The following is a 14,371-nucleotide window of genomic DNA, read 5'->3' as shown; positions in this document are numbered from 1 at the left end:
TTCATTCGCACATTCAAGCTGGTTGGCCAGTGCTCTCCTCGTGGGTCAGGCTTCAGCCTGACAAGCGCAGTGTGCGAATGAATTCGCACCTACGGTAAGAGCGCCTCGATATTGGCGGGCCCCATCGCGCGTTGCCCGCTTTCAATCTCTTCGATCATCTTTGCTATGCGTGCGTTCAAGGGCGCGGGCCGGCCGATGGCCGCGGCCTTGTCGGCCAGGTAACCATTGAGGTAGGGGATCTCGGTGCGGCGTCCGCGCCGCAGACTTTGCAGGGCCGACGGCAGCACCGCGCCATAGCGCTCGACGAGACCGGCCACCGCGTCGCGGCATGCCGCGCGGGTTACCGGCCCGGCGTCGCGCGGCAGGTAGAAACGCGCATGGTCGATGACGATGCGCTCCTCGTGGATGCCATAGGCGTGCGCGGTATCGAGCGCTTCGCGATACACGCCAAGAAACGCTTCCTGGCCGCTCGGCGTCACCACCAGTTCACCGAGCACGGTGTTGGCCACCGCGCACAGGCCCGACACCGCGCAGTTCCACGCGAGCTTGGCCCACAACACGCCTTCGATGTTGGCGCTGATGGTGGTTGGCGCCGCGACATCGAGCAGGGCCTTCAAGGCGGCGAGGCGCGGCGTCGGCTCATGCACGCCGGGCTGGCCGATGAACAGCGCGCCACGCGTGTTGCGCGTGTAGCAGCCCGGCGCGGTCATGACGGCGCCGAACACCACGCTGACATTCACCACCCGCTCGGCGCCGCACAGCGCGGCGATGCGCTCACCGACCATGCCGTTCTGAAACGACACGAGGCTGCCATCGCGCGTCAGCCATGGCAGGGTGGCGCGCGCCGCATCTTCCACCGCGCCGGCCATCATCAGCAGCCAGGCGCTGTCGAAGCGCGCATCGCGCGGCAATTCGTCGAGCGCCGTGTAGGCCTCGGCGGCGACCGTGTAGCGCTGTTCGGGCGTTTCGATGGCCAGACCGCGGGCGCGGATGGCGTCGGTGATGGCGACATTGCCGGTGACCAGGGTGAGGGCGTGACCGTGATGCAGCAGTTCGCCGGCCAGGAGGCCGCCGACGCTGCCCACGCCTTCGACGAGGATGCGTTCAGTCATGCTGCGCGAGTCTTTGGTTGGCGGCCAGCACGCCTGGCCCAGGCCGCGCATGATAGCGCTTCGACTTTGCGCCGTGTTTTGCTCTAATCCAGGTCCCTATCACGCCGAGGACAGGCCATGACCCAACCCTTGTATACCGTGCGCCAGCTTGCCTACGTGGTGCGCGACCTCGATGCCGCGCTCGACTACTGGACCGGCATGCTGAAGGTCGGGCCGTTCTTTCGCATGGATCATGCACCGCTCGCCGACCAGCGTTTCTACGGCAAACCGTCGAACGTGGATATTTCGCTCGCGGTCGGTAACAGCGGCGACCTGCAGATCGAGCTCATCCAGCAGCACAACGACGAGCCGTCGGTATACAAGGAATTCCTCGATGCCGGTCGCGTCGGCGTGCACCACTTCGGCTTGATGCCGGTCGACTATGCCGCGACCTGCGCTCATTACGTCGCCAAGGGTCACCGCGCCGCCTTCCAGTGCACGCTGGGCGGCGCCGAGCTGACCTACTTCGATACCGTCGCGAGCGTCGGCCACTACATCGAGCTGTGGGACAACAACGACGTGTTCAAGAACCTGTTCCTGATGGTCGAGGACGCGGCCAAGGGCTGGGACGGCAGCAACCCGGTGCGTTCGTTCCCCGCGTGAGCGGTCTTGCCGCCAGCCATCACCACCATGGCGGCGAACAGCAGGCCGGCCACGGGCGCGGCGCCAACCGGCTGACCCTGGTCATCGTGCTGGCGCTGCTGGCCGGCAGCGTGTGCGGCTACGTGGTGCATGCCGGCTGGCCGCAGCAGGCCGCGCGTTTCGCCGACGGCGTCGCGCTGCTGCCGTTCATTTTCCTGCGGCTCATCAAGATGATCATCGCGCCGCTGGTGTTCGCGACCCTGGCGGTCGGCATCGGACGCATGGGCGACGTGGTGACGGTCGGACGCGTCGGCGGCAAGGCGCTGGCGTGGTTCGTGTTCGCGTCGTTGATCTCGTTGACGCTGGGTCTCGTGCTGGTGAGCTGGTTCGAGCCGGGACGCGTCATGCAGCTCACGCCGCCTGGCGACACCGGCAGCGGCGTCGAGACCGCCGCGCTGTCCTTGAAGGGGTTCATCGAGCACACCATCCCGGCCAGCGTCATCGACGCCATGGCCAGGAACGAGATCCTGCAGATAGTCGTATTCGCGGTGTTCTTCGGTACCGCCATGGCGGCCTTGGGTGAACGCACGCGCCTGCTGGCCGACGTGCTCGACGTGGTCGGTCACGTGATGCTGAAAGTGACGTCCTACGTGATGCTCGCCGCGCCGCTGGCGGTGTTCGGCGCACTCGCCAGCGCGGTGGCGCGCGAAGGCCTCCACATCATGGCGGTGTACGGCGTGTTCATGGCCGAGTTCTACCTCGGCCTGCTCATCCTGTGGGCCGTGTTGATCGCGTTCGGCGCGCTGTTCCTAGGGCCGCGCGTGCTGCGCCTGGTGCGGCGCCTGCGCGAACCCCTGCTGCTGGCCTTCTCCACCGCGAGTTCCGAGGCGGCCTATCCCAAGACCCTGGAAGAAGTGGAGCGCTTCGGCGCCAGCAACCGCATTGCGAGCTTCGTGCTGCCGCTCGGCTATTCGTTCAATCTCGACGGCTCGATGATGTATTGCACCTTCGCCGTGATGTTCATCGCGCAGGTCTATGGCATCGAATTGTCCGTGGCGCAGCAGGTCGCGATGCTCGCCATCCTCATGCTGACCTCCAAGGGCATCGCCGGTGTACCACGCGCCTCGCTGGTGGTGATCGCGGCGACGCTGGCGCAGTTCAACATACCCGAAGCAGGATTGCTGCTGCTGCTCGGCATCGATCATTTCCTCGACATGGGGCGCTCGGCCACCAATGTCATCGGCAACAGCATCGCCACCGCGCTGGTGTCGAAATGGGAAGGGGAGTTGGGCGACGGTCACAGCTGAGCGCTGCGCGGTTCTAGCCGTTGCCTGGTGTATGCCCGGTCAAGGGCACGAAACGTACGGCCAGCACGTCGCGAGACTCGAACTCGCCATCCGCCATCCTGTCGATGACGCGCAGCTGCTGCTCGTCGGCTCGCAGTTCGACCGGCATGACCATGCGCCCGCCCTCGGCCAGCTGCTCGTACAGCGCCGGCGGCACCGCGCCGCCGGCGGTGACCACGATGGCGTCGTAGGGCGCGTGCTCGGCCCAGCCCTGCTGGCCGTCGGCGGCGCGCACGCTGACATTGGTATAACCCATGCGCGCCAACCTTGCCGCCGCTTGCAGCGCCAGCGGTTCGACGATTTCGATGCTGTAGACCTGCGCGGCGAGACAGCTCAATACCGCTGCTTGATAACCGGAGCCGGTGCCTATCTCGAGCACGACGGAGCGGCGGTCGAGCTTGGCGAGCTGGGTCATGAGCGCGACGATGAAGGGCTGCGATATGGTCTGCCCATGGCCAATCGCCAGTGGCCGGTTGTCATAGGCGAATTCGCGATCGAACTCGGCTACGAAGGCTTCACGCGGCACACGCCGCAAGGCGCTCTCGACCTGCGCATCGAGATCGGCGCAGCCGGTGGAGAAGGCGGTCGCGCGAAAGTCGCGCCTGATCGCTTCGATCAGGCGCTCGCGAGATTCGGCTTCGGTCCTGCTCACCATGTTCCCTGTGCCATACCTGCGGCGACGAGCACGCTGCGCTCAAATCCAGAAGCGGGCGTCCTGCAGCCAGGATGCGAGGTCCCCATCGGCGACGTGTACCAGGTCCTTGTCGAGCGAGGCGCTGACAATGGCCGCGGTGCCGGTAGTCAGTGCCGCACGCAACAGGCCGAGCATGTGGGGCTCGGCGACCAGCGCCAGCCGCTCGAGGCGGTGCTCGAGGCGCGCCGTTTCCAGGTAATCAGCGATGCGCTCGGCGAACATGCGCACCGATGTCTCGCTCGCCGGCGTTTCATTGGTCATGGCGTGGCGTCCCGAGCGCGAACTGTCCGTGGCGCGACCTGGCCTGTCGCTGCCGAACTCGCGCTCGTGCAAATGTGCTTGCGGATGCTCGAAACGGGCCACGCATTCGAGGCTGTGGGGCGTGTCGCCGTGGCAGAAAATGCGCGCTCCCGCGCGATGTGCGACCACCAGCCAGTTGTTCTTGCTCATCGGTTTGAACCTCGCGCGGTAATTCGTCGCCGCCTCGTGTGATGTCGGTGGGCGGATGACTGGAGCATGTGGTGCGGAGATCGAGGAACGATGCCCGCGATCTCCGCGCGCCACCTTACTTGACTTCGATGCGCCGCGCGGCGGGCGCCTTGGCGTGGCCCTTGGGCGTGGTCACCGTCAACACGCCGTCCTTGAACGATGCCTGGATGTCACCATCATTGACGTCGCCACCGACATCGAAGCTGCGCAGGAATTTTCCGTAGCGCCGTTCCTGGCGAATGATCTTGCCGTCCTTTTCTTCCTTGTCTTCCTGCCGGGTCTCGGCTTCGATGGTCAGCATGCCGTTGCGCAGGCTGACGTGTATGTCTTCCTTCTTCACGCCGGGCAATTCGGCGGTGACCTCGTAACGGTCGTTCTTGTCCTTGATGTCGACGCGTGGCATGAGGGTGCCGGTGTCTTTCCATCCGGAGCGTAGCGGGCCCCACAGGTCCATCATGTCGTCGAAGTCGAAAAATCCGCGGCCGGGTACCAGGTTCATGGCGGTTCTCCTCGTATTTGAGCCAGGGACAAAAGATTGCGCACTTGGCCCGCCCGTCACTCTGACCCCAATCAGATCCGTGATGAGTGGCGGGCCGGGATGGCCGCGGCCGTCGCCCATGCGGCGCCGCGCAGGGGCGCGGGTGCGTCAGTCGAATACCGCGAACAATTCTTCGAAGGCCTGCATTTGCCCGCCCTTGACGGCGCTCGGCACCAGGATCGGGGTCTTCACGCCGGCTTCGTACCAGCGCTGCAGTTCTTCGCGCACGCGCGACGGCGGGCCGGCGATGGTGGTGTCGTCCAGCCATTGATCGGACAGCGCGTGACCGACCTGGTCGAGGCGATTGTCGGTGATGCAGCGTTCCACCGCGTCCATCTCGCTGCCATAACCCGCCTCGCGCCAGTAGTTGCGATAGTTGGGTAACAGCGCGTAGCTCGCCAGGGTGCGGCGATTGATGGCCCGCGCGGCGTCGAGCGAGTCGTTGACGCAGGTCGGGATCATGTTGCCGATGTAGAAGTCGTCGTCGGCCGCGCGGCCGGGCGGCAAGGCGGCCAGGGAAAACGCCATGTGACTGCGCGCGGCGTTGGCGAACACCATGCCGTCGGCGATGCGTGCGGCCAGCGCGATCATCTTGCGGCGCAAGGTGGCGAGCACCAGTTTCGGCAGTTCACCGGCGCGTGGCGTGGCGCGCAGGCGCGACACGAAATCCTCCATGTCGGCCAGCGGCTTGCCGCCACTGAGGCCGCGGTTGGCCAAGGACGGCGCGTGCGCCACGCCGATGCCGAAGCTGAAGCGGCCCGGCGCGATTTCGTTGATGAAGGCGATGGTCTGCGCGTAGTCCTCGACCTGGCGGTAGTAGATCGGCTGCACGCTGGTGCCGAAAGGGATGCGGGTGGTGACGTGGGCAATGCCCTGGCTCAAGGCCAGGCCGTCACCGAGACTCGGACAATAGATACCGGCATAGCCGCGCTGTTCGATTTCGCGCGCGAGTTCCAGGGTGCGTTGGCGACGGCCGGGAACGGCGGTGAGACTTAGGGCGGGTTTGGCGAGCGACATGCCGGGGATCCTTGGTGAAGCGAAGGGCCGCCATTGTATCGGCTTCTCTTCGTTCACCAAGGCGGCGGGCGCCGCGCGTCAGCGCGCGGCGCAGGATCACACTCAGGCGGACTGGCGTCGCGCCTGGTTGCCGTTGGCGTGGCGGGGCGCGACATTGCCGTTGGCATTGCCGGCGCGGTTGCCATTGGCGTTGTTCCCGCCGCGATTGCCGTTGGCATTGCTGTTGCCGTTGGCGTTGGCTTGGCTGGCGCCACGCTTGCGACGACGGTTGTTCTGCGCGGCCGGCTTGCTGCCATTGGCCTTGCGCGCGGCGGGCGGCGGGTTGGCGCGTGCGCGGCGCTGCTCGGCCTCGGCAGCATTGTCATCACGCAGCGCGGATGCCGACTGCGGCACGAAGCCCTGCGCCGTTGCCACCGGCAGGCGACGCTTCAGCAAGCGCTCGATGCCGCGCAGGTCGCCCGTTTCCTCGCGTTCGACCAGCGACACCGCATGACCGTTGGCGCCGGCGCGGCCGGTGCGGCCGATGCGGTGCACATAATCTTCCGAGACGTGCGGCAGTTCGAAGTTGACCACCTGCGGCAGTTGATCGATGTCGATGCCGCGCGCCGCGATATCGGTCGCGACCAGCACCTGCACACGGCCGGCCTTGAAGTCATCGAGCGCACGGGTGCGCGCGTTCTGGCTCTTGTTGCCGTGAATGGCGGCCGATTCGATGCCGTCGCGCACCAGCTTGCGCGCGAGGCGGTCGGCGCCGTGCTTGGTGCGCGTGAAGACCAGCACCTGGTGCCAGTCGTGCTGCTTGATGAGGTGCGACAGCAGCGCCGGCTTCTGATCCTTGTCGACGTGGTAGATCTCCTGCGTGACGGTGTCGGCGGCGACCCGCTCCGGCGTCACGGTGATCTCCAGCGGCCGATCGAGCAGACCCTTGCCGAGCTGGCGGATCTCATCGCTGAAGGTGGCCGAGAACAACAGGTTCTGGCGCTTGGGCGGCAGCACCTTGAGGATCTTGCGGATGTCGTGGATGAAACCCATGTCGAGCATGCGATCCGCTTCGTCGAGGATCAGCACTTCGAGCTTGGAGAAATTCACTTCGCCCTGACCGTAGAGATCGAGCAGGCGGCCGGGCGTGGCGACCAGGATGTCGATACCTCGGCGCAGCATGTCGATCTGCGGGTTGATGCCGACGCCGCCGAAGATGACGGCGCTCTTGATCTTGAGGTTGGCGCCGTACTGGGTCAGGCAATCCTGGATCTGCGCGGCCAGTTCGCGGGTCGGGGTCAGGATCAGCGCGCGCGGCGTGCGGCGCTGGGCCGGGGCGTCGGCCGCCAGACGCTGCAACAAGGGCAGCGAGAACGCCGCGGTCTTGCCGGTGCCGGTCTGGGCGGCGGCCATGATGTCGCGGCCGGACAGCACCGCCGGGATGGCCTGCAACTGGATGGGGGTCGGGGTGGAATAGCCTTGCGCCTCAACGGCGCGCAACAACGTCTCGGCGAGGCCGAGTGAAGAAAAAGTGGTCAAAGATTTTACCTTGCTACAAAGGCCGGCACGTGCTGCCGGCGAGCAGTGTGTCGAGTCGATGCGTAGGAACGGAAGGGCTGGACACCAGCGACACTGCGTCGCTGCGCCCCGCAGCTTAGCCCATCGCGGCGCCCGTGGCGAGCACCGCGCTAGTTCATCCTGATATTGAACGCCACCGACACGCGTTCCTGGTCGGTCAGGTTGGGCGTGACCCAGTGGCGCAGCCAACCCGGGAAGAACAGGATGTCGCCTTCCCTCGGCGTGACCGTGACCGCCTGCTCGGTGAGCGGCGTCGAGTCATTGAGCCGCGTATAGCAGCGCCAATGGGAGGTCGGGCTGCCCTCGCGCGCGTCAAAGAACTGGATGGCGCCCTGGTCGGCGCTGTCGACCTTGAGGTAGATGCAGCCCGACAGGATAGCGTCGGGGTGGGTGTGCATGGCGTTGAAGTCGCCACGTCGGTTGACGTTGGCCCACAAGATGCCGTCGTCGAAGCTGGCCTTGGCCGAGAATTGCGGCGCCACCTGGTTGGCCAGCGCCATGATGCGCTGGGTCAGCCAGTTGAATTCGCGATGCTTGTACAGGTCGTCATCGCTCTGCCAGCCGCCGAAATTGGTGCGCTGTACGCCCTGGCCCGCGCTCTCCAGCGCCCGAATGCGCTCCAGCATGGCGGCGCGCAGCGTTGACCAGTCGGCCTGGTCCTCGGCGACATTGGTCTGCCACACCGGCGTGTAGAACAGGCGCATCTCTTTCACGGTCAGCCCTCGACGCGAATTCCCTGGGGTAGCTGGCGATTCTAGATCACGCCCGCCGGCAGAGCCGAGGGCCGCGATGCTGCGTCTTGTAATACAAAATTCTGGACATGCGGATTCATCATGTAATACGTTAGCGCCCGCGCTGTCCCATTCCGGGGCAATGTTCCCTGCCAACCCAGCGAGGCGCTAGACCCATGGCCGCTACCTCACCGCCCGATGCCCTGTCCCGTTTCGAGCGCACCATCGCCGCCGAAGAGAAGATCGAGCCGCGCGACTGGATGCCGGACAAGTACCGCCTGAACCTCATACGCCAGATCTCGCAGCATGCCCATTCGGAAGTGGTCGGCCAGCTGCCGGAAGGCAACTGGATCACGCGCGCGCCGAGCCTGCGGCGCAAGGCCATCCTGCTGGCCAAGGTGCAGGACGAGGCCGGCCATGGCCTGTATCTGTACAGCGCCGCCGAGACCCTCGGCATTTCCCGAGAAGAGATGCTCGACGACCTCTTATCGGGCAAGGCCAAGTACGCCAGCATCTTCAACTACCCGACCTTGAGCTGGGCCGATGTGGGCGCCATAGGCTGGCTGGTGGACGGCGCCGCCATCGTCAACCAGATCTCGCTGTGCCGCACGTCCTACGGGCCCTATGCACGCGCCATGGTGCGCATCTGCAAGGAAGAGAGTTTTCACCAGCGCCAGGGCTTCGAGATCATGCAGACCCTGGCCGCCGGCTCGCCCGAGCAGAAAGCCATGGCGCAGGACGCGCTCGACCGCTGGTGGTGGCCGAGCCTCATGATGTTCGGTCCGCACGACGCCGAATCGGCCCATACCCAGCAATCCATGCAATGGAAGATCAAGCGCCAGTCCAACGATGAACTGCGGCAGAAGTTCGTCGACCAGACCGCGGTGCAGGCCGCGCATATCGATCTCGTCATTCCCGATCCCTTGTTGAAGTGGAACGACGCGCGTGGCCATTACGACTTCGGGCCCATCGACTGGGAGGAATTCAATCGCGTGGTGGCGGGCCATGGCCCGTGCAATCGCGCGCGGCTGGCGGCACGCCGCAAGGCCCACGAGGATGGCGAATGGGTGCGCGACGCGATGCTCGCCCACGCCGACAAGCAACGCGCCCGCGCCACCGGCGCCGCGGCCTGAACGCGAGGTACACGACAATGAGCAGCAAGCATCTCCCGCTGTGGGAAGTCTTCATCCGCAGTCGCCGTGGTCTCGACCACAAGCACATCGGCAGCCTGCATGCCGCCGACGCGGCGCAGGCCATGCAGTCGGCGCGCGACACCTACACCCGTCGCCAGGAAGGCGTGAGCATCTGGGTGGTGCGCTCCAGCGACATCCACGCCAGCCAGTTCGAGGACGACTCGGCGTTTTTCGATCCGGCCGCCGACAAGGTCTACCGTCATCCGACCTTCTACGACGTGCCCGAAGAGTTGAAGCTGTGAACGCCGCGCATTTCGAATACGTGCAGCGGCTCGGCGACAACGCGCTGATCCTGGGCCAACGCTTGTCGGAATGGTGCGGTCACAGCCCGTTCCTCGAAGAGGACATCGCGATGGCCAACACCGCGCTCGACCTCATCGGTCGCGCGCGCATGCTGTACAGCCATGCGGCCGCGCTGGAGGGTAAGGGCCGCGATGAAGACGCGCTGGCCTACGGCCGCGACGAGCGCCAGTTCGGCAATTTCCTGATCTGCGAATTGCCCAACGGCGACTATGCCGCGACGCTCATACGCCAGTACCTGGTCGATGCCTATCACCATGCGCTGTACAAGGCGCTGTGTGCGTCCAGTGATGCGACGCTGGCGGCGATCGCGGGCAAGGCGGTGAAGGAGTGCGCCTATCACCTGCGTCGCAGCGGTGACTGGGTGGTGAGGCTCGGTGACGGCACGGCCGACAGCCACGCACGTTGCCAGGCCGCGCTCGACGAGGTGTGGGCCTACACCGCCGAGATGTTTAACGGCGATGCCGTCGACGACGCGATGGCGGCGGCCGGCATCGGCGTGGCGCCGGCATCCATGGCTGCGGCGTGGCGCGATGAGGTCGAAGCGCATCTCGCGCTCGCGACCTTGACGGCGCCGCGCGACGATTGGTCGGCCAGCGGTGGTCGCCAGGGGCTGCACACCGAGCACATGGGTCGCCTGCTGGCGGAACTGCAGTTCGTGCAGCGCGCCTATCCCGGGCAGAAATGGTGATGGCGAGCGTTGAGCCGCCCGCCCATGGCGACGCCATCGCGGCGCTGCGCGCCGTGCTGGACGAGGTACATGACCCCGAGATCCCGATCCTGACCATCGCCGATCTCGGCGTGCTGCGCGACGTACGTATCGAAGGCGGGCGCGTGGTGGTGGTGATCACGCCGACCTACAGCGGCTGTCCGGCCATGCATGCCATCGAGGATGACATCCGCCACGTGCTGGGCGCTGCCGGCTACAGCGACGTCAATGTCGAGACGCAGCTGGCGCCGGCCTGGGGCACCGACCAGATGTCGACGGCGGCGCACGCCAAGCTGCGCTCGGTCGGCATCGCGCCGCCGACCACCATCACCACCGACAAGCGCGCGCTGCTGGGTGAGCACGTCATGTGCCCGCGCTGCGCGTCGCGCCAGACCGAACGCGTGAGCGAGTTCGGCTCGACGGCCTGCAAGGCGTTGTATCGCTGCAAAAGCTGTCTCGAGCCTTTCGATTATTTCAAATGCCTGTGAGGACGCCATGGCCGCTGCCGGATTTCATCGCCTGACTGTCGCCGACGTACAACGCGAGACCGACGACGCGGTATGCGTACGCTTCGAGGTGCCCGCCGAATTGCGCGATACCTTCCGGTTCGTACAGGGCCAGTACCTGACCCTGCGCCGCGACATCGATGGCGAAGACGTGCGCCGCTCCTATTCAATCTGCAGCGGCGTCGACGACGACGCGCTGGAGGTCGCCATCAAGCACATCGAGGGCGGACGCTTCTCGAGCTATGCCAACGCCGAATTGAAGGCCGGCGACAGTCTGGAAGTGATGCCGCCCGACGGCCGCTTCAGCACCGAGCTCAAGGCCGACAACGACCATAACTACCTGTGTATCGCCGCCGGCAGCGGCATCACGCCGATCCTGTCGATCGTCAAGTCCATCCTGTCGCGCGAACCGCGCAGCCACGTGACCTTGCTGTACGGCAACCAGCGCGTGGCCAGCATCATGTTTCGCGACGAGCTCGAGCGCCTGAAGAACCGCTACATGGAGCGCTTTCAGCTGATTCATGTGCTGAGCCGCGAGAATCGCGAGGTCGACATCCTGAATGGCCGCATCGACAACCGCAAAGGCGCGGCGCTGTGCCGCAACCTGCTGGATCTGAAAGCGGTCGATGAATTCTTCCTGTGCGGCCCGGAAGGCATGATCTCGGAAGTCTCGCGCGGGCTGCGCGGCGCCGGCGTCGACGAAGCAAGCATCCATTACGAGTTGTTCGGCGCGTCGGCGGCCGACGCGCAGACCGTCATCGAGCGCCACCACGAACGCGCGCGGCGCTATGCCGGCAAGGTCAGCCGCGTGACGGTCAAGGCCGATGGTCGAGAGACTCATTTCGAATTGTCGCCCGATGGCGAGAACATCCTCGACGCGGCGCTCGATGCCGGCGTCGATCTGCCCTTCGCCTGCAAGGGCGGCGCCTGCGCCACCTGCAAGTGCCGGGTCATCAAGGGTGAAGTGGAGATGGACGTGCGCCATGCGCTCGAAGACAGCGAAATCGCCGCCGGCTACGTGCTGAGCTGCCAGGCGCATCCGGTGTCGGACGAAGTGCTGCTGGATTTCGACCAGGCGGTGTAAGCCATGACCGAGGCGCTGCGCGTGTCACCCTCGCTGGACTCGGCGCTCGCCGATCTGCTGGTGACATTGACGCCGCGCGCCGGCTCGTTGGCGGTGACCATCTTCGGCGACAGCATCGCCCACCAGGGCAACAGCGTGTGGCTGGGCGGACTCGTGACGCTCATGCAGGACTTCGGTCTCAATGCGCGCCAGACCCGCACCGCGATCTTCCGGCTGGGCCGCGAAGGCTGGCTGGCGCCGGCCTTGAGTGGCCGCCGCAGCTATTACAGCTTCACCGACAGTGGCGCGCGCCAGTACGCGCGTGCCGCTGAACGCATCTATGCGCCGGCTGCCGCCGAGTGGGACGGGCTATGGACCTTGGTCACCGCGGTGGGTCTCGAGGGCGTGGTGCGCGACGAACTGCGACGGCGTCTCGGCTGGCTGGGCTTTGGTGCGCTGGCGAGCGGCCTGCTGGCCCACCCGCAGGCGGCGCCCGCCACCGTGCAGGACGTGGTGCGCGAACTCGGCTGCGAAGCGCAGGTGGTGATCTGGCGGGCCAGCACCACGCTCGACGCCTCGCTGGCGGCACTGGTGCGCGCGAGCTGGCGCCTGGACGAGCTCGCGGCGCGTTTCGCCGGCTTCGTCGAGCGCTTCGCCCCGTTCGAGCGCTTGCTGGCGGTCACGCCGGCGCCGCGCGATGCCTTCGTGCTGCGCACCCTGCTCATACACGAATACCGCCGCGTGCTGCTGAAGAGTACCGAGCTGCCGCCGGCGCTGCTGCCACCGGCGTGGCCGGGCCATGCCGCGCGCGACATCACGGCGCGCCTCTATCGCCGCCTGCACGCGAGCGCCAGCCGCTACTGCCAGAGCGCCCTGCAAAACGCCGCCGGGCCCTTGCCCGCGCCGAGCGCCGCTTTCCACCAGCGCTTCGGTGGCCTCGACTGAGACCATGATCGCCGGACTTGGTCGACCACGAACCGCCCCGCCATGCATGAATTGACGTAGCATTGGCCGCCAGGGCGGGCCGACATTTCGCCGGTTGCGCCGCGAACTCGGGAGGTTCGGCACGATGGTGGCGGTCAATGCGAAACTGCGTGCGGTGTCGGCCATGCCGGGACCGCGAGGACTGCCGCTGCTGGGCAGCATCCACGAGATCGATCTGAAGGCCTTCCACCAGATCCTCGAGGGCTGGGCGGCGGACTACGGCAAGCTCTACCGCTTCCACATGGGACCGCGTGCCATCGTCGTGACCAGCGACGCGGAAACCATCAAGCGCATGTTTCGCGAACGGCCGGACCTGTTCCGCCGCACGCGGCGCCTCGCCAACGCGGTGTCGGAGCTGCGTTTCAACGGCCTGTTCTCCGCCGAGGGCGACGACTGGCGACGCCAGCGCAAGCTGGTGGCGATGGCGCTCAACACCGCCCACTTAAAGCCGTTTTTCCCCAAGCTGCGCACCACCACCGAGCGTCTGTTGGCGCGCTGGGAACGCGCGGCGGACGAGGGCACGAGCATCGACCTGTGCCGTGACCTCATGCGCTTCACGGTCGACGTCACCACCCAGCTTGCGTTCGGCATCGACGTCAACACCATCGAAACCGACGGGCCGGTCATCCAGCAGAAGCTCGACAAGGTGTTCCCGATCCTGAACTCGCGGGTCAACGCGCCGTTTCCCTACTGGCGCTACCTGCGGCTGCCCAAGGATCGCGACCTTGATCGCGCGCTGGTCGACATCGAGGCCAAGGTCAACGAGATGATTGCCGATGTGCGCCGGCGCATGGCCGCCGACCCGTCGCTCTACCAGGCGCCGAGCAATTTCCTCGAGGCGATCATCGCCGCCAAGGAAGCGGAGGGCATCGAGTTCTCCGACGCCGACATCTTCGGCAATGTCTGCACGCTGCTGCTGGCCGGCGAGGACACCACCGCCAACACCATCGCCTGGGCGGTCAACTATTTCATCGAGTATCCCGAACATTTCGCCCGCGCCCGCGCCGAGGTCGACGCGGTGCTGGGCGAGGCGCGCTCGCCGCAGGAGCTTGAACAGACCGCGGCCTTGCCATTCATCGAGGCCTTCTACAACGAGACCATGCGCTTGAAGCCGGTCGCGCCCTTGAACGCCATGGAGCCGCTCGAAGACATCGAGGTGGATGGTTACCTCATTCCCAAGGGCACCATCATCATGATGCTGACGCGCCGCATCGCGGTGGACGATGCGCGTTTCGGTCACGCCGCCGAATTCGACCCCGATCGCTGGCTGAAAAGCGAAGCCGAACGCGGCTGCCCGCACGACACCACCGCCTTCGTGCCTTTCGGCAGCGGCCCGCGTTTCTGTCCGGGGCGCAACCTCGCGTTGCTCGAGATCCGCACCGTGCTGGCCACCTTGTGTCGTAATTTCGATGTGAGCCTGGCCGACAGTGGGCGCGCGGTGGAGGAACTGCTGGCTTTCACCATGATGCCCAAGAATCTCGAAGTGCGCTTGCGCAAACGACCATCGTAAG

The 14,371-nt window shown here is 66.1% G+C and carries 16 protein-coding genes; 9 read left to right on the top strand and 7 right to left on the bottom strand.

Annotated features, from left to right (window positions below):
- Nucleotides 1–89 precede the first annotated feature (89 nt).
- A complete protein-coding gene (locus IPM80_23310; protein MBK8961274.1) occupies nucleotides 90–1,112 on the bottom strand; it encodes a 2-dehydropantoate 2-reductase in 1,023 nt (340 codons plus the stop codon).
- A 117-nt stretch (nucleotides 1,113–1,229) separates the two neighbouring features.
- Between IPM80_23310 and IPM80_23305 the strand changes: the two genes are divergently transcribed.
- Together IPM80_23305 and IPM80_23300 are read left to right on the top strand one after the other, a co-directional pair.
- Nucleotides 1,230–1,754 carry a VOC family protein gene (locus IPM80_23305; GenBank protein MBK8961273.1) on the top strand — a complete coding sequence of 175 codons (525 nt, stop codon included), beginning with the start codon at nucleotides 1,230–1,232 and terminating at the stop codon, nucleotides 1,752–1,754.
- Between the two features lie 71 nt (nucleotides 1,755–1,825).
- Complete coding sequence (locus IPM80_23300; GenBank protein ID MBK8961272.1) at nucleotides 1,826–3,040, top strand: dicarboxylate/amino acid:cation symporter; 1,215 nt, start codon at nucleotides 1,826–1,828, stop codon at nucleotides 3,038–3,040.
- A 13-nt stretch (nucleotides 3,041–3,053) separates the two neighbouring features.
- Here IPM80_23300 and IPM80_23295 read toward each other — a convergent pair whose 3' ends face one another.
- From IPM80_23295 to IPM80_23270, 6 genes are all read right to left on the bottom strand, one after another.
- Complete coding sequence (locus IPM80_23295; GenBank protein ID MBK8961271.1) at nucleotides 3,054–3,734, bottom strand: protein-L-isoaspartate(D-aspartate) O-methyltransferase; 681 nt, start codon at nucleotides 3,732–3,734, stop codon at nucleotides 3,054–3,056.
- Nucleotides 3,735–3,773: 39 nt separating this feature from the next.
- Nucleotides 3,774–4,223, bottom strand: a complete 450-nt coding sequence (locus IPM80_23290) for a host attachment protein (GenBank protein MBK8961270.1) — start codon at nucleotides 4,221–4,223, stop codon at nucleotides 3,774–3,776.
- Between the two features lie 115 nt (nucleotides 4,224–4,338).
- On the bottom strand, nucleotides 4,339–4,761 hold the full coding sequence (locus tag IPM80_23285) for an Hsp20/alpha crystallin family protein (protein ID MBK8961269.1): 423 nt from the start codon (nucleotides 4,759–4,761) through the stop codon (nucleotides 4,339–4,341).
- Between the two features lie 147 nt (nucleotides 4,762–4,908).
- A complete protein-coding gene (locus IPM80_23280) occupies nucleotides 4,909–5,817 on the bottom strand; it encodes an LLM class flavin-dependent oxidoreductase (protein ID MBK8961268.1) in 909 nt (302 codons plus the stop codon).
- A 102-nt stretch (nucleotides 5,818–5,919) separates the two neighbouring features.
- On the bottom strand, nucleotides 5,920–7,335 hold the full coding sequence (locus IPM80_23275; protein MBK8961267.1) for a DEAD/DEAH box helicase: 1,416 nt from the start codon (nucleotides 7,333–7,335) through the stop codon (nucleotides 5,920–5,922).
- A gap of 149 nt (nucleotides 7,336–7,484) precedes the next feature.
- Nucleotides 7,485–8,087 (bottom strand): 2OG-Fe(II) oxygenase family protein, encoded by a 603-nt coding sequence (locus tag IPM80_23270; protein MBK8961266.1) that lies wholly within the window; start codon nucleotides 8,085–8,087, stop codon nucleotides 7,485–7,487.
- 194 nt (nucleotides 8,088–8,281) lie between these two features.
- Here IPM80_23270 and paaA point away from each other — a divergent pair, with 194 nt between their 5' ends.
- From paaA to IPM80_23235, 7 genes are all read left to right on the top strand, one after another.
- On the top strand, nucleotides 8,282–9,238 hold the full coding sequence (gene paaA, locus IPM80_23265; GenBank protein MBK8961265.1) for a 1,2-phenylacetyl-CoA epoxidase subunit A: 957 nt from the start codon (nucleotides 8,282–8,284) through the stop codon (nucleotides 9,236–9,238).
- A gap of 17 nt (nucleotides 9,239–9,255) precedes the next feature.
- On the top strand, nucleotides 9,256–9,540 hold the full coding sequence (gene paaB / locus IPM80_23260) for a 1,2-phenylacetyl-CoA epoxidase subunit B (protein MBK8961264.1): 285 nt from the start codon (nucleotides 9,256–9,258) through the stop codon (nucleotides 9,538–9,540).
- A complete protein-coding gene (gene paaC, locus IPM80_23255) occupies nucleotides 9,537–10,289 on the top strand; it encodes a phenylacetate-CoA oxygenase subunit PaaC (GenBank protein ID MBK8961263.1) in 753 nt (250 codons plus the stop codon). Before paaB ends, paaC begins: the two co-directional genes overlap by 4 nt.
- Nucleotides 10,289–10,795, top strand: coding sequence for a phenylacetate-CoA oxygenase subunit PaaJ (gene paaJ / locus IPM80_23250; GenBank protein MBK8961262.1), 507 nt, complete (start codon nucleotides 10,289–10,291; stop codon nucleotides 10,793–10,795). The genes paaC and paaJ overlap by 1 nt, the downstream gene beginning before the upstream one ends.
- Nucleotides 10,796–10,802: 7 nt before the next feature.
- The gene (paaK, locus tag IPM80_23245) at nucleotides 10,803–11,897 is read left to right on the top strand and encodes a phenylacetate-CoA oxygenase/reductase subunit PaaK (GenBank protein ID MBK8961261.1); all 1,095 of its coding nucleotides are present in this window, start codon (nucleotides 10,803–10,805) and stop codon (nucleotides 11,895–11,897) included.
- A gap of 3 nt (nucleotides 11,898–11,900) precedes the next feature.
- The gene (gene paaX, locus IPM80_23240; GenBank protein ID MBK8961260.1) at nucleotides 11,901–12,821 is read left to right on the top strand and encodes a phenylacetic acid degradation operon negative regulatory protein PaaX; all 921 of its coding nucleotides are present in this window, start codon (nucleotides 11,901–11,903) and stop codon (nucleotides 12,819–12,821) included.
- 124 nt (nucleotides 12,822–12,945) lie between these two features.
- Nucleotides 12,946–14,370 carry a cytochrome P450 gene (locus IPM80_23235; protein ID MBK8961259.1) on the top strand — a complete coding sequence of 475 codons (1,425 nt, stop codon included), beginning with the start codon at nucleotides 12,946–12,948 and terminating at the stop codon, nucleotides 14,368–14,370.
- The last annotated feature ends 1 nt before the right edge of the window (nucleotide 14,371 follow it).

This window comes from Pseudomonadota bacterium (assembly GCA_016719885.1).
In the GTDB taxonomy this organism is placed as follows: domain Bacteria; phylum Pseudomonadota; class Gammaproteobacteria.
Note: the sequence above shows the minus strand (reverse complement) of the source record. Positions and strands in the feature narration are given on the sequence as shown.